At 70.6% G+C, this 16,560-nt stretch carries 19 protein-coding genes and 1 tRNA gene; 14 read left to right on the top strand and 6 right to left on the bottom strand.

Annotated elements, in window-relative coordinates; all coding sequences use genetic code 11:
• Positions 1-76: 76 nt before the first annotated feature.
• Positions 77-1,630 (top strand): M28 family metallopeptidase, encoded by a 1,554-nt coding sequence (locus tag ACFWWU_RS03145; RefSeq protein WP_384138170.1) that lies wholly within the window; start codon positions 77-79, stop codon positions 1,628-1,630.
• Positions 1,631-1,648: 18 nt separating this feature from the next.
• Here the strand turns inward: ACFWWU_RS03145 and ACFWWU_RS03140 are convergent, their stop codons facing one another.
• Positions 1,649-3,265 carry a helicase HerA-like domain-containing protein gene (locus tag ACFWWU_RS03140; RefSeq protein WP_384138168.1) on the bottom strand — a complete coding sequence of 539 codons (1,617 nt, stop codon included), beginning with the start codon at positions 3,263-3,265 and terminating at the stop codon, positions 1,649-1,651.
• Positions 3,266-3,362: 97 nt separating this feature from the next.
• On the opposite strand from ACFWWU_RS03140, the gene ACFWWU_RS03135 reads away from it, so the two are divergent.
• A complete protein-coding gene (locus tag ACFWWU_RS03135) occupies positions 3,363-3,659 on the top strand; it encodes a type II toxin-antitoxin system VapB family antitoxin (RefSeq protein WP_055642348.1) in 297 nt (98 codons plus the stop codon).
• A 137-nt stretch (positions 3,660-3,796) separates the two neighbouring features.
• On the top strand, positions 3,797-4,423 hold the full coding sequence (locus ACFWWU_RS03130; RefSeq protein WP_384138166.1) for a LytR C-terminal domain-containing protein: 627 nt from the start codon (positions 3,797-3,799) through the stop codon (positions 4,421-4,423).
• A 140-nt stretch (positions 4,424-4,563) separates the two neighbouring features.
• Here ACFWWU_RS03130 and upp read toward each other — a convergent pair whose 3' ends face one another.
• A complete protein-coding gene (gene upp / locus ACFWWU_RS03125) occupies positions 4,564-5,199 on the bottom strand; it encodes a uracil phosphoribosyltransferase (protein WP_024756127.1) in 636 nt (211 codons plus the stop codon).
• Positions 5,200-5,291: 92 nt separating this feature from the next.
• Here upp and ACFWWU_RS03120 point away from each other — a divergent pair, with 92 nt between their 5' ends.
• From ACFWWU_RS03120 to ACFWWU_RS03080, 9 genes are all read left to right on the top strand, one after another.
• Positions 5,292-5,501 carry a hypothetical protein gene (locus tag ACFWWU_RS03120; RefSeq protein WP_384138164.1) on the top strand — a complete coding sequence of 70 codons (210 nt, stop codon included), beginning with the start codon at positions 5,292-5,294 and terminating at the stop codon, positions 5,499-5,501.
• A gap of 204 nt (positions 5,502-5,705) precedes the next feature.
• On the top strand, positions 5,706-6,245 hold the full coding sequence (locus tag ACFWWU_RS03115; RefSeq protein ID WP_384138162.1) for a hypothetical protein: 540 nt from the start codon (positions 5,706-5,708) through the stop codon (positions 6,243-6,245).
• Positions 6,246-6,445: 200 nt separating this feature from the next.
• The gene (gene tadA / locus ACFWWU_RS03110; RefSeq protein WP_317597384.1) at positions 6,446-6,874 is read left to right on the top strand and encodes a tRNA adenosine(34) deaminase TadA; all 429 of its coding nucleotides are present in this window, start codon (positions 6,446-6,448) and stop codon (positions 6,872-6,874) included.
• A 67-nt stretch (positions 6,875-6,941) separates the two neighbouring features.
• Positions 6,942-7,026: transfer RNA gene (locus ACFWWU_RS03105), tRNA-Ser, on the top strand.
• A 521-nt stretch (positions 7,027-7,547) separates the two neighbouring features.
• On the top strand, positions 7,548-7,712 hold the full coding sequence (locus ACFWWU_RS03100) for a hypothetical protein (protein ID WP_317597382.1): 165 nt from the start codon (positions 7,548-7,550) through the stop codon (positions 7,710-7,712).
• A 9-nt stretch (positions 7,713-7,721) separates the two neighbouring features.
• Complete coding sequence (locus ACFWWU_RS03095) at positions 7,722-8,015, top strand: Dabb family protein (protein ID WP_384138160.1); 294 nt, start codon at positions 7,722-7,724, stop codon at positions 8,013-8,015.
• A gap of 222 nt (positions 8,016-8,237) precedes the next feature.
• A complete protein-coding gene (locus ACFWWU_RS03090; RefSeq protein ID WP_384138158.1) occupies positions 8,238-9,083 on the top strand; it encodes an RNA polymerase sigma factor SigF in 846 nt (281 codons plus the stop codon).
• Positions 9,084-9,318: 235 nt separating this feature from the next.
• Positions 9,319-10,272, top strand: coding sequence for an RNA polymerase sigma factor SigF (locus tag ACFWWU_RS03085; protein WP_384138157.1), 954 nt, complete (start codon positions 9,319-9,321; stop codon positions 10,270-10,272).
• A gap of 441 nt (positions 10,273-10,713) precedes the next feature.
• A complete protein-coding gene (locus tag ACFWWU_RS03080) occupies positions 10,714-11,205 on the top strand; it encodes a hypothetical protein (protein ID WP_384138155.1) in 492 nt (163 codons plus the stop codon).
• Here ACFWWU_RS03080 and ACFWWU_RS03075 read toward each other — a convergent pair.
• Both ACFWWU_RS03075 and ACFWWU_RS03070 read right to left on the bottom strand, forming a co-directional pair.
• Entirely contained in the window at positions 11,192-11,371 is a 180-nt protein-coding gene (locus tag ACFWWU_RS03075) for a hypothetical protein (protein WP_384138154.1), read from the bottom strand. The genes ACFWWU_RS03080 and ACFWWU_RS03075 overlap by 14 nt on opposite strands.
• Before the next feature lie 218 nt (positions 11,372-11,589).
• Positions 11,590-11,838 carry a hypothetical protein gene (locus tag ACFWWU_RS03070; RefSeq protein WP_384138153.1) on the bottom strand — a complete coding sequence of 83 codons (249 nt, stop codon included), beginning with the start codon at positions 11,836-11,838 and terminating at the stop codon, positions 11,590-11,592.
• Between the two features lie 208 nt (positions 11,839-12,046).
• Between ACFWWU_RS03070 and ACFWWU_RS03065 the strand changes: the two genes are divergently transcribed.
• Positions 12,047-12,490, top strand: a complete 444-nt coding sequence (locus tag ACFWWU_RS03065; RefSeq protein ID WP_384138151.1) for a MarR family winged helix-turn-helix transcriptional regulator — start codon at positions 12,047-12,049, stop codon at positions 12,488-12,490.
• 15 nt (positions 12,491-12,505) lie between these two features.
• A complete protein-coding gene (locus ACFWWU_RS03060) occupies positions 12,506-14,104 on the top strand; it encodes an MDR family MFS transporter (protein WP_384138149.1) in 1,599 nt (532 codons plus the stop codon).
• Positions 14,105-14,185: 81 nt separating this feature from the next.
• On the opposite strand, the gene ACFWWU_RS03055 is transcribed toward ACFWWU_RS03060, so the two are convergent.
• Complete coding sequence (locus ACFWWU_RS03055; RefSeq protein WP_384138148.1) at positions 14,186-14,956, bottom strand: TetR/AcrR family transcriptional regulator; 771 nt, start codon at positions 14,954-14,956, stop codon at positions 14,186-14,188.
• 35 nt (positions 14,957-14,991) lie between these two features.
• Complete coding sequence (locus ACFWWU_RS03050; protein WP_384138146.1) at positions 14,992-16,536, bottom strand: MFS transporter; 1,545 nt, start codon at positions 16,534-16,536, stop codon at positions 14,992-14,994.
• Positions 16,537-16,560 lie beyond the last annotated feature (24 nt).

Below are 16,560 nucleotides of genomic sequence, written 5' to 3'. Positions count from 1 at the left end.
GCGCAGAACCTGTTCACAGAACCCCCCAGAGATCGCTAACTTCCCCTCAACCTCGTCCGTTTCGGGAAGGACTTCTGTGAACGCAACCCAGCGCCGTGCCGCGGCCATTCTGGCCGCTGCCGCCCTCGCCACCCCGCTGGTCCTCGCCTCTCCCGCCACCGCCGGCCAGGACCCCGCGGCCGCACCGGCCCGCGATGCCGCCAAGCTGGCGAAGAAGCTGGTCCGCGAGACGTCCGGCAAGGACGCCTTCAAGCACCTGCAGATGTTCCAGGCGATAGCCGACTCGTCCGGCGGCCACCGCGCGGCCGGCACGCTCGGGCACGACGCCTCCGCCGCGTACGTGTACTCGCAGCTCAAGAAGGCCGGCTACAACGTCTCGTACCAGAAGTTCGACTTCCTCTACACGGAGACGCTCGCCGAGAAGGGCTCCGTCGTCTCCCCGGCGCCCCGCACGCTCGACGTCAAGGCGATGACGTACACCAAGTCCACCCCGGTCGGCGGCATCACGGCGGCCCTCGCGGCCGTGCCCGTCGACGCCGACGGCACCACCGGCTGCGAGCCGGGCGACTACGCCTCCGGCACCTTCACCGGCAAGATCGCGCTGATCAAGCGCGGTGGCTGCTCCTTCGCGATCAAGCAGGAGCAGGCCGCCGCGGCCGGCGCCTCCGCCGCCCTCGTCTACAACAACGTCGAAGGCGTCCTCTCCGGCACCCTCGGCGACCCGGCCGCCGGAAAGCTCCCGACCGGCGGCCTCACCCTGGCCGAGGGCACGGCGCTCGCCGCCGACCTCGCCAAGGGCCCGGTCTCGCTCTCCCTGGAGATCCGCCAGCTCCAGGAGAAGCGTTCCACCAACAACGTCATCGCGGAGACGAAGGGCGGCAACGCCGCCAACACCGTGATGCTCGGCTCGCACCTCGACTCCGTCACCGCCGGCCCCGGCATCAACGACAACGGCTCCGGCTCCGCCGGTCTCCTCCAGACCGCCCTGGAGCTCGCCGAGTCGAAGGACAAGGTCCGCAACAAGGTCCGCTTCGCCTGGTGGTCCGCGGAGGAGAACGGCCTCCTCGGCTCCGACCACTACGTCAAGAACCTCACCGCGCTCGACAAGAGCGAGATCAAGCTCTACCTCAACTTCGACATGATCGCCTCGCCGAACTACGGCCTGTTCGTCTACGACGGCGACAACTCGGACAACGTCGGCGAGGGCGCGGGCCCCACGGGCTCCGCCCAGCTGGAGCGCGACATCACCGACTTCATGGACAAGCGCGGGGTCCCGAACGAGGGCACCGACTTCTCCGGCCGCTCCGACTACGGCCCGTTCATCAAGGTCGGCATCCCCTCCGGCGGCACGTTCACCGGCGCCGAGGGCATCAAGACCGCCGCCCAGGCCGCCAAGTTCGGCGGCACGGCGGGTGTCGCCTACGACGTGAACTACCACGCCAAGGGCGACGACCTGAAGAACGTCAACATGAAGGCCTTCGACGTGAACATCGACGTCATCGCCAACGCCGTGGGCACGTACGCCCACGACATCTCCTCCCTGCGCAAGCCGGTCGTCTCCGTCCCGACCACCGGCGGCGAGAGCAGCGGCGGCGGCCTGCACGACGACCACCACGAGGTCACCGAGTAAGTCACCGAGTAGGTCACGTCAGCGCTTTCGGCGGGCCGTCCCGAAGATCGAGCGGCTGATCTCCCGGCCCAGCTGGGTGCCGATCGACCGGGCGAGGGACGCGAACATCCCACTGCCCACCACCTGTTCGGCGAGCGAGGGCTCCGGCTTCGGAGCCCTCGCTCCCGCTTTCCCGGCCGCTTTCCCGGCCTCCTTTTCGGCCGCCTCCCCGGCCTCCTTCTCGGCCGCCGCCTCCAGTGCCGCCGCCTCCGCCGCCCGCTGCTCGGCCGTCAGCCTCTCGTACGCCGACTCCCGGTCCACCGCCTCCGCGTACCGCCCGTACAGCGGCGACCCCTGCACGGCGGCGTCCAGGGCGGCCGCGTCGATCGGGCCCATCAGCGACTCGGGGGCCCGCAGCCGGGTCGCCGCCACCGGGGTCGGGGCGCCCTTCTCGCTCAGTACGGTGACCACCGCCTCGCCCGTGCCGAGCCCCGTGAGCACCTCCTCCAGGTCGTACGCGGAGTTCGGAAACGTCCGCACGGTCGCCTTGAGGGCCTTCGCGTCGTCCGGGGTGAACGCGCGCAGCGCGTGCTGCACGCGGTTGCCCAGCTGGGCGAGCACGTCCGCGGGGACGTCCTTCGGCGTCTGCGTCACGAGGAAGATCCCGACCCCCTTCGAGCGGATCAGCCGGACCGTCTGCGTGATCGACTCCAGGAACGCCTTCGACGCCCCCTTGAACAGCAGATGCGCCTCGTCGAAGAAGAAGACCAGCTTCGGCTTCTCCAGGTCGCCGACCTCCGGAAGGTCGTTGAAGAGGTCCGCGAGCATCCACATGAGGAAGGTCGAGAACAGCTGCGGCTTGTCCTGCACGGCCGGCAGCTCCAGGACCGAGACGGTGCCCCGCCCGTCCGCCGCCGTCCGCAGGAACTCGCTCGTGTCGAACTCCGGCTCCCCGAAGAAGCCGCCCGCGCCCTGCTGCTCGAAGGCCGTGATCGACCGCAGGATCACCCCGGCCGTCACCGTCGAAAGACCGCCGATCCCCTTCAGCTCGGCCTTCCCCGTGTCCGACACCAAGAAGGCGACGACCGCCCGCAGGTCCTTGAGGTCGACCAGTTCGAGCCCCTTGGAGTCGGCGTAGTGGAAGATCAGGCCGAGCGACTGCTCCTGCGTCTGGTTGAGCTGGAGCACCTTCGAGAGGAGTACGGGGCCGAAGCTGGTCACCGTGGCGCGCACCGGGATGCCCGGGCCGATGCCCCCGAGCCCGTAGAACTCGCAGGGGAAGCCCGTCCCCCGCCACTCCTGGCCGACCTGGGCGGCCCGCTCCCGCACCTTCTCGCCGTCCTCCCCGGGGGCCGAGATCCCGGAGACGTCCCCCTTGATGTCGGCGAGGAAGACCGGCACGCCGTGGGCCGAGAGCTGCTCCGCGATCAGCTGGAGCGTCTTCGTCTTGCCGGTGCCGGTGGCTCCGGCGACCAGCCCGTGGCGGTTGAGCATCGGCAGCGGGATGCGGACCGGCGCGTCCGGGTGACATGCGCCGTCCCAGAGGAGCGCCCCCAGATCGAGTGCGGCTCCGGCGAAGGCGTACCCGGCGGCGATCTCGGCGGCGGGCCCGGCAAGGGGGGCGGGCGGCTGTGCGCTCTGCTCACTGACGCTCATGACGACACCTTGATTTCGCTTTTGTCACGGTTTGCACCAGCATCCCATCGCTCTCGCGTGGCTGCGCCGGGAGCCGCTCGCCCGGTAGGCTTTCCGTGTGATCTTCAAGCGCATCGGAAACGGAAAGCCGTATCCCGACCACGGCCGGGAAAGCACCCGGCAGTGGGCGGACGTCGCGCCGCGCCCGGTCCGCCTCGACCAGCTGGTCACCACCAAGGGCCAGCTGGACCTGGAGACGCTGCTCGCCGAGGACTCCACCTTCTACGGCGACCTCTTCGCGCACGTCGTGAAGTGGCGCGGCGATCTCTATCTCGAGGACGGACTGCACCGCGCCGTCCGCGCGGCACTGCAGCAGCGCCAGGTGCTGCACGCCCGCGTCCTGGAACTCGACTGACGTCTCAGGACGCCTCAGGCCTCTCGGGACCTCCCAGGACGTCCGAGTGACCCTTTCGGGGTCACTTCGCCCCCATCCGGACGCGATCACATGATCATCAAGTAGGCATCGCCGACGGGCGGCATTACGCTGCGTTCATGAGCATGCTCACTCCCCCCGGAATGGGCGGAAAGTACCGCATCACGGGGGATGTCTACCCGCGCATGCGCCGCCCCCACCGCCGGCGCAGGATCATCCTCGCGGCCGCGGCCTCCGTGGTCGTGCTCGGCGCGGCCGGCTGGGGCACGCTCCAGCTCGTCGAGGTCTTCTCCGGCGACGGCACGAAGACGACCGCCGGGAAGCAGGCCGACTGCAAACCCGTGGCCAAGGCGACGACTCCGCCCGTGGCCGCCCTCCCGAAGCCCGGCCAGATCACGGTCAACGTCTACAACGCGACCCCGCGCAGCGGACTCGCCAAGACGACCGCGGACGAGCTCAAGAAGCGCGGCTTCAAGATCGGCAAGGTGGGGAACGCTCCCGCCGCCTTCGACAAGAAGGTCCCCGGCGCGGGGCTGCTGCTCGGCGCGCCCGCGGCCACCAAGGGCGCCTTCCCGGTCCTCGGCACCCAGCTCAAGGGCGCCACGACCAAGACGGACACCCGGGGCACGGCGGACGTGGACCTGATCATCGGGACCGCGTTCAAGACGCTGTCCCCGAAGGCGACGGCGGACGCGGCCCTGGTCGCCCTGACCAAGCCCGCGCCCGTACCGACCGGAAAGTGCTGACGCACTCCCGAGGAACTGCTCGGGAGAGCCGGCTGCGTGACGACGCGACGGAGCCGGCCGGGTGATTACTCGGCCGAGTCGGCCGCGTGATTACTCGGCGGAGCCGACCGCGTGATTACTCGGCAGAGCCGGCTGCGTGATTACTCGGCAGAGCCGTACATGCGGTCGCCCGCGTCGCCCAGGCCCGGGACGATGTAGCCGTTCTCGTTGAGCCGCTCGTCGACCGAGGCCGTCACGACGGTCACCGGCGTGCCCGCGAGCTCGCGCTCCATGATCTCGACGCCCTCCGGGGCGGCGAGGAGCACGACCGCGGTCACGTCGTCGGCGCCGCGCTTGATCAGCTCCCGGATCGCCGCGACCAGCGTGCCGCCGGTCGCCAGCATCGGGTCCAGGACGTACACCTGGCGGCCCGAGAGGTCCTCCGGCATCCGCGTGGCATAGGTCGACGCCTCCAGCGTCTCCTCGTTGCGGATCATGCCCAGGAAGCCGACCTCGGCCGTCGGGAGCAGGCGGACCATGCCGTCGAGCATGCCGAGCCCGGCACGCAGGATCGGGACCACCAGCGGACGCGGGTACGAGAGCTTCACACCGGTCGTGGGAGTGACGGGGGTCTCGATGTCGACCTGCTCGGTCCGCACGTCCCTGGTGGCCTCGTAGGCGAGCAGGGTGACCAGCTCGTCGGCGAGACGCCGGAAGGTCGCGGAGTCCGTGCGCTTGTCGCGCAGGGTGGTGAGCTTGTGGGCGACCAGAGGGTGGTCGACGACGTGGAGACGCATGGCTCAACAGTAGCCCGCCCCGCACTGGCGTGGACCCACGCCGCTGGGGGAAGGTGGGGGCACAGGGACCCAGCGATGGGGTGGTGTGGCCGATGCCCGACCTGGAAGAACCGGCCGAGGAAGCCGCCGAGGGGGCGGCCGATCGGCCGGCACCGGAGACCGACGTGGAGCGCCGCAGGCGCCGCGCCCAGTTCCTCCGCGAGCTGAACGAGGCGAAGGCGCTGCGCGAGCGCGTACAGCCGCGGCGCGCCCGGGCCGCACGGATGCGCCAGGCCATGCGCATGCGGACCTTCCGCTGGTGAGACCGCCCGGCGCCGCCCGCCGTGCGCCCCCTGTGTGCGCCGGGGTCGCACGCCCGCCCGATGGCGGTGCCCTTCAGACTGATGCACGACGCAAGAGCCGAAGACCTCTCCTGAGCGCCCTGTTTCTGTCACGATGCCGATTGGGCGGGGCATCCGAAGCGCGCCGCCGGAACGTCACACCTCTGATCAGTGGGAGAGAGTCAGGTGTACATCGCCGCACTGCTCGCGCGCACCGAAGACGGGTGGGAAGCGAGCGACACGGAGCTCGACGACGTGGAGACCCTGTCGGATCTGACCGAGCTGGCCCGTGAGGCCTCGGACGACGACACGGTGATCGTCTACATCGAGCAGGAGGACGCGTGGTTCGGGATCGTCCGGATCGAGGGTGAGGAAGACCCTCGGATCTACGTCTCGGACGCCGCCGCCGCCGCCCGTTCCTCGTACGGGGAGATCCTCACCCGGGAGATCCTCGGCGACGACCTCGACGCCGAGCTCGACGAGCTGGAGTCGCTCGACCTGGACGGCACGGAGGACGGGGAGCCCCTCGCCGACGATGCCGACGATGACGACGACGAGCGGGCCGGCGCGGCCGCGGAGGCCGTGCCGTCCGCTCCCGTGGGCGACGCGCTGGTCCTCACGGACCTCGGCCTCTCGGAGCGGGAGCTCCGGGCGCTCGACAGCGACGCGCTCGCGGTGATCGTGGACGCGCTGGGCGCCGCGGAGGTCCTGGAGGCCGTCCGCTAGTGATCCACGCCGTCCCTGTCCCCGACCCCGACCCCGTGACACCCGGCGCCGATCCCGTACCGACGCCGGGTGCCGGACCCGTACCGACGCCGGGTGCCGGACCCGTACCGACGCCGGGTGCCGGGCCCGTGCCGAAGCCTGGACCAACGCCCGGCGCCGACCCCGTACGGGACCCCGTAAGGGATCCCTGGCGGGGCGCCATGCGGCTCGCTCTCGCCGAGGCCGACGCGGCCGCGCCCGCCGGTGACGTACCGGTCGGCGCGGTCGTGCTCGGCCCGGACGGCACGGTCCTCGCCCGCGCGCACAACGAGCGGGAGGCGGCCGGCGACCCGACCGCCCACGCCGAGGTCCTCGCCCTGCGGCGGGCGGCCGCGGCGACCGGGGAGTGGCGCCTGACGGGCTGCACGCTCGTCGTCACCCTGGAGCCGTGCGTGATGTGCGCGGGCGCCCTCGTCCAGTCGCGGGTCGAGCGGGTGGTCTTCGGCGCGCTCGACGAGAAGGCGGGCGCGGCGGGCTCGCTCTGGGACCTCGTACGGGACCGGCGGCTCAACCACCGCCCCGAGGTGATCCACGGCGTGCTCGGCGAGGAGTGCGCGGAGCAGCTGACGGCCTTCTTCCGCACGCGCTGACACCCGTCCTGACCTCGCCGGGGATACGGATTTCATCGCAGCGCCAGTTTCGGCTAAGCTCTCTCTCGGTAGCGTGTCCGAGCGGCCGAAGGAGCTCGCCTCGAAAGCGAGTGTGGCGCAAGTCACCGAGGGTTCAAATCCCTCCGCTACCGCTCTTGAGAACCGCCCCCGACCTGTGAAGAACAGGTCGGGGGCGGTTTCACGTTGACGGGACGTCAGTGGGCGCTCGGCGATCCTGAGCAGGAGCTTCCCGGTGCTCGCCCGTGAGGCCCTGAGGCCCTGAGGCCAGGAGACGGTGCGCCTCGGCGGTGACCGGAGCCGCCTGTCACGGCGTACGGGAAAGGCCCCGGTCCGCGCGAGTGGCGTGGGCCGGGGCCTTCTCCGTAGGACGGGGGGAACGGCATCGGGGGGACAAGCCGTTCCCCCCGATGAGAACCGGACCTACAAGTCCTGCGCCGCAGTCAGGGGGGAAGCCCGCGGCGCGGACCCCGCAGTGCGGGCCGGTTCCGAAAGCCCCTCGGATTCCTGCCAGATCCTCCGGGCTCGACATCCATACTGCTCGCCCGTCACTCTTCCGGGGGGCGGCGAAAGGCCTCGATCTCCGGGCCCTTGGTCCATAAAGGCTCGGTTAGAGTGGCGCGGTCGTACGGCGGGGACAGGGGAGGGCTGAGCAATGGGACAAGCGAGGAAGATCGCGCTGTACGCGGTCGCGGTCTTTGTGCTGTACACGATCATCAACTCCCCCGAGCGGGCTGCCGATCTCGTGGGAGTAGGGTTCGAAGGCATTGCCAGCGCTGCCCAGGGCGTCGGCGAGTTCATGACCGAACTCATCAACTAGGAGCCCTTCGTGATCCGCCATCTGGTCCTCTTCAAGCTCAACGAGGGTGTCAAGCGCGACGAGCCTCGCGTCGTCGCCGGTGTCGAGGCGTTCCGCGCGCTCGGCGCGCAGATCCCCGAGCTGAGGTTCTGGGAGTGCGACTGGAACATCACCGACCGGCCGATCGCGTACGACTTCGCCATCAATTCGGCCGTCGAGGACACGGACGCCCTCCAGCGCTACCTGGAGCACCCCGCGCACCAGGCGGGTGTCGCCCAGTGGCGCGAGTTCGCCACCTGGGTGATCGCCGACTACGCGTTCTAGCCACTCCCGGAGCAGTCGCGCCGTCGAGGCCCCCCGCCGCCATGGTGGGGGGCCTCGCGGAGTTCTGGCCTCCCCTTTTGCTCCATTATGCCCTCAACACGTGGCTATACGGTGCTTGCACACAGTGGACATGTCTTGTGATGCTATGACCGCTTTTGACGGATGAGTTGACCGTAGTTGACCCAGTCGACCAGCAAGACCAGCCAAAGGGGTGGCGTGAACGTGCCGGCCAGTACAGCGCCTCAAGTCCCGCCCCAGCACGAGGCAGGTGGGGCGGAGACCCCGCGGCCCCGCCCCCAGAGCACCCGCGGCGCCGACACCCGCGCCCTCACACAGGTGCTCTTCGGGCAGCTCAAGCACCTGGAACCGGGCACTCCGGAGCACCACCGGGTGCGCGGGGCCCTCATCGAGGCCAACCTGCCGCTGGTGCGGTACGCGGCGGCCCGCTTCCGCTCCCGCAACGAGCCCATGGAGGACGTCGTCCAGGTCGGCACCATCGGCCTGATCAACGCCATCGACCGCTTCGACCCCGACCGGGGCGTGCAGTTCCCGACCTTCGCCATGCCCACGGTCGTCGGCGAGATCAAGCGGTACTTCCGCGACAACGTCCGGACCGTGCACGTACCGCGCAGGCTGCACGAGCTGTGGGTCCAGGTGAACGGCGCCACGGAGGACCTGACGACCGCCCACGGCCGCTCCCCCACGACCGCGGAGATCGCCCAGCGGCTGCGGATCGGGGAGGACGAGGTGCTCGCCTGCATCGAGGCCGGGCGCTCGTACCACGCGACCTCCCTGGAGGCGGCGCAGGAGGGCGACGGGCTGCCAGGACTGCTCGACCGGCTCGGCTACGAGGACCCCGCGCTCGCCGGCGTCGAGCACCGGGACCTCGTCCGGCACCTGCTCGTCCAGCTGCCCGAGCGCGAGCAGCGGATCCTGATGCTGCGCTACTACAGCAATCTGACCCAGTCTCAGATCAGTCAGGAACTCGGCGTCTCGCAGATGCACGTGTCAAGGCTCCTCGCCCGTAGCTTCGCGCGTTTGAGATCCGCAAACAGAATCGAGGCGTAACCGGAACGGGTAGACCGGTTCGGAGCAGTTCTGCGGCACCCCAAATGCCGTACACCCCTTGTTTCCTGCGGAAATGCACCGTCTGCTTGTCGACAAGTCACTACAGCGTGTTGCCGACATGTGACATTCTGCTGGAACCGAGTTTGCCGCAGCCCCGCCGCCGGTATTCAGGTGGAGGCTGCGTTCCTCAGATGGTCGCGGCCACCGCGACCGTCCGCGACCTCAAGGGGGTGGCATGTCCACAGAACTGGGCAGCTCGAAGGTGCTCACGCTCACGCCCGTTCCCGTGCCCACGCAGACGACGGCTCCGACCGCGGCCGAAAGCTCCGCGGGGAGCTCCGCGGAAACCGCCGTGGTGAGCGTCGTCGACACCGTGGAGAGCACGGCTCCGCCGCTGCCCGCCACGTCCGGCACCCTCGACACCCGCACCCTCTCGCGCTCCCTGTTCCTGCGGCTGCGCGCCCTCGCCGACGAAGGCGCCGCCACCGACAGCCCGGAGCGGACCTACGTCCGCGACACCCTGATCGAGCTCAACCTCCCCCTCGTGCGGTACGCGGCGGCCCGCTTCCGCTCCCGCAACGAGCCGATGGAGGACATCGTCCAGGTCGGCACGATCGGCCTGATCAAGGCGATCGACCGCTTCGACTGCGAACGGGGCGTGGAGTTCCCGACGTTCGCCATGCCCACGGTCGTCGGCGAGATCAAGCGGTTCTTCCGCGACACGTCCTGGTCGGTGCGGGTGCCGCGCCGGCTCCAGGAGCTGCGGCTCGCCCTCACCAAGGCCAGCGACGAGCTCGCGCAGAAGCTCGACCGCTCCCCCACCGTCCCCGAACTCGCCGCCGTCCTCGGGGTGTCGGAGGAGGACGTCGTCGACGGCCTCGCCGTGGGCAACGCGTACACCGCCTCCTCGCTCGACTCCCCCTCGCCCGAGGACGACGGCGGCGAGGGCTCCCTCGCCGACCGCCTCGGCTACGAGGACACCGCGCTCGAAGGCGTCGAGTACCGGGAGTCGCTCAAGCCCCTGCTCGCCAAACTGCCGCCCAGGGAGCGGCAGATCATCATGCTGCGCTTCTTCGCCAACATGACCCAGTCGCAGATCGGCGAGGAGGTCGGCATCTCCCAGATGCACGTCTCGCGGCTGCTCACCCGCACCCTCGCCCAGCTGCGCGAGGGCCTCATCTCCGACTGATCGTCCGGGCGGACTTCCCGAAAAGCACGTCTTGTTGACGCTCTGTCAGCCAGACTGTGGCCCATGAGGCGAAGGAAGCCGGGACTCGTGGCGGTGGCGCTCTGCCTCGGCGGGGCGCTGACCGCCTGCGGTGGCGGAGGAGACGGCGAGGGGTACGCGGCGGTCGGCGCCGGCCCCTTCCCGAGAGGCGCGGTCGCCCCCTCGGGCGCGGTCACGCTGGTCCCCCTGGACAGCAGCCCCACGGCGAGCGGGACGACATCCAGTACGTCGTCACCGGCGCCTGCACCGTCTTCGCCGTCGCCCCCGTCCTCCCTGTCGCCGTCATCGTCGTCATCGTCGTCATCATCGGATGCGGCGGGCGGGGGTGCGGCGCCCGCTTCCGGGACCTCCGGTACGTCCGGCGGCTCGGGCTCTTCCGGTACGGAGTCGGGTACGGCTCCGGTGACCTCCGCGCCCGGCAGCTCCGCCACCTCCGGTACGGCTCCGGGGACCGGCGGCGGCACCCCGTCCCGTACCCCCTCCAGCCCTCCCGGGACCACGCCCGCGCCCGGCACCGGCGGCCCCGGTCCCACGTCGGCCCCGCCCACGAGACCGGGCCCATCGCCGTCCCCTACGCCCCCGCCCGCGCCCGCCCTGCTCACCGTCTCCGCGCCCGTCCTCGCGGACGCCGACCGGCGCTGGTGCGAGCAGGTGACCGTCACCTTCCGGAACACCGGTGGCACGGCTGCCCGTTCGGGCACGGTCACCTTCGCCACGCACGTCATCGGCGCCCTCGGCGTCGACTGGGCGACGGTCACCTCCAGCCGGCCCCTGCCCGCGCCGATCGCCGCCGGGACGGCGCGGACGCAGACGTACCGCGTGTGCGTGGACTCCTGGCGGGTGCCGCTGGGCATGCGGATCGACACCCAGCGGGTCACCGTCAGCTGGCAGTGACCGGGAAGCGCACCCCGGTCAGGCCCTCCGACACCTCCCACAGCCGGCGTCCCGTGCCGGCCTCGGCCGCCGCGCGGCGCACGCGGGTCGGCGCGCCCCGCGGCTCGGCCGGACCGTCCGGGCCGGTGAACTCGACGCCCGCCACGTCCGGGGCGACGTCCGCCACGCCGCCATGAGATGCGGCACCGGGTGGGTTCCTGCCGCACCGCGCCGGAACAAGTACCGGTCTCACCTGCGCCCCACAGGCTGACACCGCCAGTCCGGCGGCCTTGGCGACGTTGACCGCCGCCAGACGTGGTCCCGCCGCGCGTCCGCCGGCAAAGACGGGCCGGGTCCGCGTGACGCGGACCCGGCCCGTCCGGGGTGTGCTGTAGGGACGAGCGGTCAGCCCAGGGCCAGCCAGGCGACGGCCGCCAGGACGGCGATCACCGCGACGACGCCGACGATCAGGCCGACGCGCGGCCCGGCCGCCGCCGCCGCCGGGACCGCGGCCTGCGGCTGCTGCCGCTGCGGAGCACCCTCGTCGACGAAGGCGCGGAACATCTGCGTGCTGCCGGCGGGGTCATAGCCCTCGGGGCCCTGCCCCTGGGGTGCCTGGCCCTGGCCGTACGGTGCTTGGGGGTTGTGTGCCATGAGCCAGGACCCTAGCGAAGTGCGGGTGGAGGGCCCAAGCCCGTCGCCCCTCCCCCTCGGCCCCGACCTCACCCCGACCGCCCTTTGCCGATTCTTTAGCGCCGTTTGACCGTTTTAGTTTGCCTGAAGCAACCATCCATCTCTATCGTTGCCCTAAGCAACAACATCCATGGAGTGCCCGATGGAACCGACGGACCCGACGGATCCGATGAACAGAGGCAGACGCTACGAGAACCTCGCCCGCCAGGTGAGCGCGATCGGAGCGGTGAAGCGCGGACTCGCGCGGACCCTGCCTGCCGAGTGCCCCGGCGGGTCCGCCATCGTCCTCGCCCTGCTCCACCACCACGGGGACATGCGGATCGGCCGCGTGTCCGAACTGATGGCCGTCGACATGTCGGTCAGCAGCCGCCACGTGGCCCACACCGTGGACCGCGGCTGGGTCGAGCGACTGCCCGACCCCGCCGACAAGCGCTCCCGCACCCTGCACCTGACCTCCGCGGGCGAGTCCATGCTCGCCGTCCTCGACCGACGGCTGACGGACATGCTCGCCCGCACCCTCGCCGAGTGGTCCGACGACGACGTCGAACTGCTCACCGACCTGCTTGCCCGCCTCCGCGACTCCTTCGGGGACTGCCGGGCCCACCACGCTTGAGAACGAAGGAAGTTGATGGCTACCACCACACCTGCCACCGGTGTGCGCGGCGGGAGCGCCCAGCAAGGGGACACCGCCACCGGCGGCGCCCCGATGACGCACCGGCAGATCATGGAGGCGCTGTCCGGCCTGCTGCTCGGCATGTTCGTCGCCATCCTGTCCTCGACGATCGTCTCCAACGCCCTCCCCCAGATCATCACCGACCTGGGCGGCGGCCAGTCCGCGTACACCTGGGTGGTCACCGCCGCGCTCCTTTCGATGACCGCGACCACCCCGCTCTGGGGCAAGCTCGCGGACCTCTTCTCGAAGAAGCTGCTCGTCCAGATAGCCCTGATCATCTACGTGGCGGGCTCGGTCGTCGCCGGTCTCTCGCAGAGCACCGGCATGCTCATCGCCTGCCGTGTCGTCCAGGGCATCGGCGTCGGCGGTCTGACCGCCCTCTCCCAGATCATCCTGGCCGCGATGATCGCCCCGCGTGAGCGCGGGCGCTACAGCGGCTACCTCGGCGCGACCTTCGCCGTCGCCACCGTCGGCGGCCCGCTGCTCGGCGGCGTCATCACCGACACCGACTGGCTCGGCTGGCGCTGGTGCTTCTACGTCGGCGTGCCCTTCGCGTTCATCGCGCTGGTCGTCCTGCAGAAGACCCTCAAGCTCCCCGTCGTGAAGCGCAAGGTCAAGGTCGACTGGGCCGGCGCCTTCTTCATCAGTGCCGCCGTCTCCCTGCTCCTCGTCTGGGTCACCTTCGCGGGCGACAAGTACGACTGGATGTCCTGGCAGACCGCCGCCATGGTGCTCGGCTCGATCGCGCTCGGCGGGATCTTCGTGCTCGTCGAGTCCAAGGCGAGCGAGCCGATCATCCCGCTCCGCCTCTTCCGCAACCGCACGATCACCCTCGCCTCGCTCGCCTCGCTCTTCGTGGGTGTCGCGATGTTCGCCGGTACGGTCTTCTTCAGTCAGTACTTCCAGCTGGCGCGGAACGAGTCGCCGACGATGTCCGGCGTCCTCACCATTCCGATGATCGCGGGTCTGTTCGTCTCGTCCACCGCCTCCGGCATGATCATCACGAAGACCGGCAAGTGGAAGGCGTGGCTGGTCAGCGGTGGCGCCCTGGCCGCCGGCGGGCTCGGGATGCTCGGCACGATCCGCTACGACACGACGTACTGGCACATCGCGATCTTCATGGCGGTCCTCGGCCTCGGCCTCGGCATGATGATGCAGAACCTCGTGCTCTGCACCCAGAACCAGGTGGACCCCGCCGACCTCGGCGCCGCCTCCTCCGTCGTCACCTTCTTCCGCTCCCTCGGCGGTGCGATCGGCGTCTCGGCGCTGGGCGCGGTCATGGCCCACCGGGTCACGGACTACGTCAAGGAGGGCCTGGCCGAGCTCGGCCCGAAGGCCGCCGGCGCCATGGGCCAGGCCGGCTCGGGCGGCGGGATCCCGGACATGGACAAGCTGCCGGGCCCGATCCGTACGGTCATGGAGAGCGCGTACGGACACGGCGTCGGCGACGTCTTCCTCTACTCGGCGCCGTTCGCGCTGCTCGCCTTCGTGGTGACCCTGTTCATCAAGGAAGTCGCCCTGAAGAGCGGCACGGCGACGGCTGACGACAAGTAAAAAGACTCCCGGCCGCGCTTCGAGCGGAGGCGCGGCCGGGTCGGGAACGGAGCGGCGGGCAGGGGACGGCCCGCCGCTCCGTCATTTTCCGGTTTCACGGGAAACCATCGCCTCGATGCCGGCGACCAGGACGTCCAGGGCGTAGGCGAAGTCCCGGTCCCACATCTCGGTGACGCTGCCTTGCGAGGCCCGCGCGTCGAGGATCTCCGCCATGGGTTCGATGGCGTCCACGAAGCCCGGGTTGTCGCGGAAGGCCTTGACGGACTCCACGTAGAAGTCGTCCTGCGACATCCCGGCCTCCGCCGCACGCCGCCCGAACTGGGACTCGATCGTCCCGTAGCCGTACACGAACTGGAAGACCGCCGACGTCGCGCTGGGCTGACGGTCGATCGGCAGGCCGGTGTCCCCCATCGCCTCCTGGATCTTGCCGCCGACGGCGATCGCGTGCGGGCCGATGTTCAGGTACTGCCCGGCGCTCGGCGACATCCACGGGTGGCGGACCAGCATCCGGCGGTATCCCAGGGCGAGCACCCGGATCATGTCCCGCCAGCCGTCGGCGGCTTCGACCGCCGCGAGGTCGAACTCGCCGTACACGCTGTCCATGGCGAACTCGATGATGTCGTCCTTGGTGTCCACGTACCAGTACAGGGACATCGCGGTGACGTTCAGCGCGGCCGCGAGCTTGCGCATCGAGAGCCCGGCCAGGCCCTCCTCGTCGAGAATCCGGATCGCCGCGGCAACGATCCGGTCCCGGTCGAGCCCGGCCGGACCGCCGCCGCTGCGGGGGGCCCTCGCCTCCAGCCAGACGCTGGAACGCGCCGGGTTCTTGGCCCGTTCGGCTGCCTTGACCATCGCGTTCCTCCGTCTGTCAGCGGTCCGTCCCCATGCTAAGCAGCGGTCTCGACCCGGTCCGCCGCCTCGGCCGCCCGCGCGGCCGCCGCCTCCGTCCGCTCGGCCCGCCTGAGCAGGGCCGCGGCGACCAGACCGCCGGCGAAGACGGCGATCGCGCCGACCAGCTGGCTGGTCTGGAGGCCCGAGGCGAAGGCGTCGGAGATCTCCTGGCGCTCGGCCTCGCTGCCCGCGGCGGCGAGGGCGGCGGGAAGTGAGGTCGCGGTGACGGCGACGAGGGCCGCGAAGCGGGCGTTGAGCACGGCTCCGAGGACGGCGACGCCGAGGCCGTTGCCGAACTCGGCGAGGGTGCCGTTGATGCCGGCGCCCACGCCCGCCTTCTCCGGCGGGATCGAGCTCATGATCGCGTTGGCCATGGCCGGGGACGAGACGGCGATGCCGCCGCCCATCAGGACCAGGCCGAGCAGCATGCCCCAGTAGCTGCCGTCCGTGCCGCCGCCGAGCAGCGAGATCGAGGTGAGGCCGCCGGCGACCAGGGTCATGCCGAGGACGACGGTGGGCGGGGTGCCGAGCTTCATGACGATCCGCGGACCGATGCCCGTCAGGTTGAGGGCGACGATCGTCAGCGCGAGCGGCGCCATCCGCAGACCCGCCTCAAGGGGCTCGTACCCGAGCACGAACTGCAGGTGCTGGGTGAGCAGGAAGAGCGAGCCGCCCATGCCGAACACGACCAGGATCGAGCCGCCGATGGCGCCGACGAACTTCTGGTTGCGGAAGAAGTGCATGTCGAGCATCGGGTACGGAGTGTGGAGCTCCCACAGCGCGAAGGCGCCGAGGCCGAGGAGGCCGATGACGGCCGGGACGAGGACCTCGGCGGAGAGCCAGCCGTGCTCGGGGCCGGTGATGATCGCGTACACGACGGCCGTCATGCCGATCGTGGAGAGCAGCGCGCCGAGCAGGTCGGGGCGGTCGCCCTGCGGGTTCTTGGACTCGGGGACCAGCTTGAGGACGGCGACGAGCGCGAGGACCGCGACCGGGATGTTGATGAGGAAGATCATTCCCCACCAGAAGTGGTTCAGGATCACGCCGCCGATCAGCGGCCCGCCGGCGAAGCCGAGCGAGGCGACCGTGGACCAGAGCGCGATGGCCTTGACGCGCTCGGAGTCGTCGAAGATCTGCATGACGACGGCGAGGGTGGTGGTCATGAGGAGCGCGCCGCCGACGCCCATGCCCGCACGGGCGGCGATCAGCTGCGTGGTGGAGTCGGCGAGGCCGGCGGCGAGCGAGCCGAGGCCGAAGAGCACGAGGCCGGCGGCGAGGAGCTTCTTGCGGCCGTAGCGGTCGGCGGCGTTGCCCGCGCTCAGCAGGAGGCCGGACTGGACGAGCGAGTACGCGTTGATCATCCACTGGATGTCGGCGGTGGTCGCGTCGAGTTCGGAGGTCAGCGAGGGGATGGCGACGCTGAGCACGGTGTTGTCGAGCAGCACGGTGAGCTGGGCGAGGCAGATGACACCGAGGATCAGCCAGCGCTGCGGGTGACCGCCGGTGGCTGTCTGGTCGGTCGCGGCGGTCGGGGCCGTCATGGCAGGACTCCTTGTACGGTGTAC

Source organism: Streptomyces sp. NPDC058650 (assembly GCF_042717315.1).
Lineage (GTDB): Bacteria > Actinomycetota > Actinomycetes > Streptomycetales > Streptomycetaceae > Streptomyces.
Note: the sequence above shows the minus strand (reverse complement) of the source record. Positions and strands in the feature narration are given on the sequence as shown.

Excerpts from the sequence above, each read along its gene's own strand:
- ACFWWU_RS03140 (WP_384138168.1), bottom strand. The coding sequence starts at position 3,265 with ATGAGCGTCAGTGAGCAGAGCGCACAGCCGCCCGCCCCCCTTGCCGGG.
- ACFWWU_RS03130 (WP_384138166.1), top strand. The coding sequence starts at position 3,797 with ATGAGCATGCTCACTCCCCCCGGAATGGGCGGAAAGTACCGCATCACG.
- upp (WP_024756127.1), bottom strand. The coding sequence starts at position 5,199 with ATGCGTCTCCACGTCGTCGACCACCCTCTGGTCGCCCACAAGCTCACC.
- ACFWWU_RS03120 (WP_384138164.1), top strand. The coding sequence starts at position 5,292 with ATGCCCGACCTGGAAGAACCGGCCGAGGAAGCCGCCGAGGGGGCGGCC.
- tadA (WP_317597384.1), top strand. The coding sequence starts at position 6,446 with ATGCGGCTCGCTCTCGCCGAGGCCGACGCGGCCGCGCCCGCCGGTGAC.
- ACFWWU_RS03100 (WP_317597382.1), top strand. The coding sequence starts at position 7,548 with ATGGGACAAGCGAGGAAGATCGCGCTGTACGCGGTCGCGGTCTTTGTG.
- ACFWWU_RS03085 (WP_384138157.1), top strand. The coding sequence starts at position 9,319 with ATGTCCACAGAACTGGGCAGCTCGAAGGTGCTCACGCTCACGCCCGTT.
- ACFWWU_RS03070 (WP_384138153.1), bottom strand. The coding sequence starts at position 11,838 with ATGGCACACAACCCCCAAGCACCGTACGGCCAGGGCCAGGCACCCCAG.
- ACFWWU_RS03065 (WP_384138151.1), top strand. The coding sequence starts at position 12,047 with ATGAACAGAGGCAGACGCTACGAGAACCTCGCCCGCCAGGTGAGCGCG.
- ACFWWU_RS03060 (WP_384138149.1), top strand. The coding sequence starts at position 12,506 with ATGGCTACCACCACACCTGCCACCGGTGTGCGCGGCGGGAGCGCCCAG.
- ACFWWU_RS03055 (WP_384138148.1), bottom strand. The coding sequence starts at position 14,956 with ATGGTCAAGGCAGCCGAACGGGCCAAGAACCCGGCGCGTTCCAGCGTC.
- ACFWWU_RS03050 (WP_384138146.1), bottom strand. The coding sequence starts at position 16,536 with ATGACGGCCCCGACCGCCGCGACCGACCAGACAGCCACCGGCGGTCAC.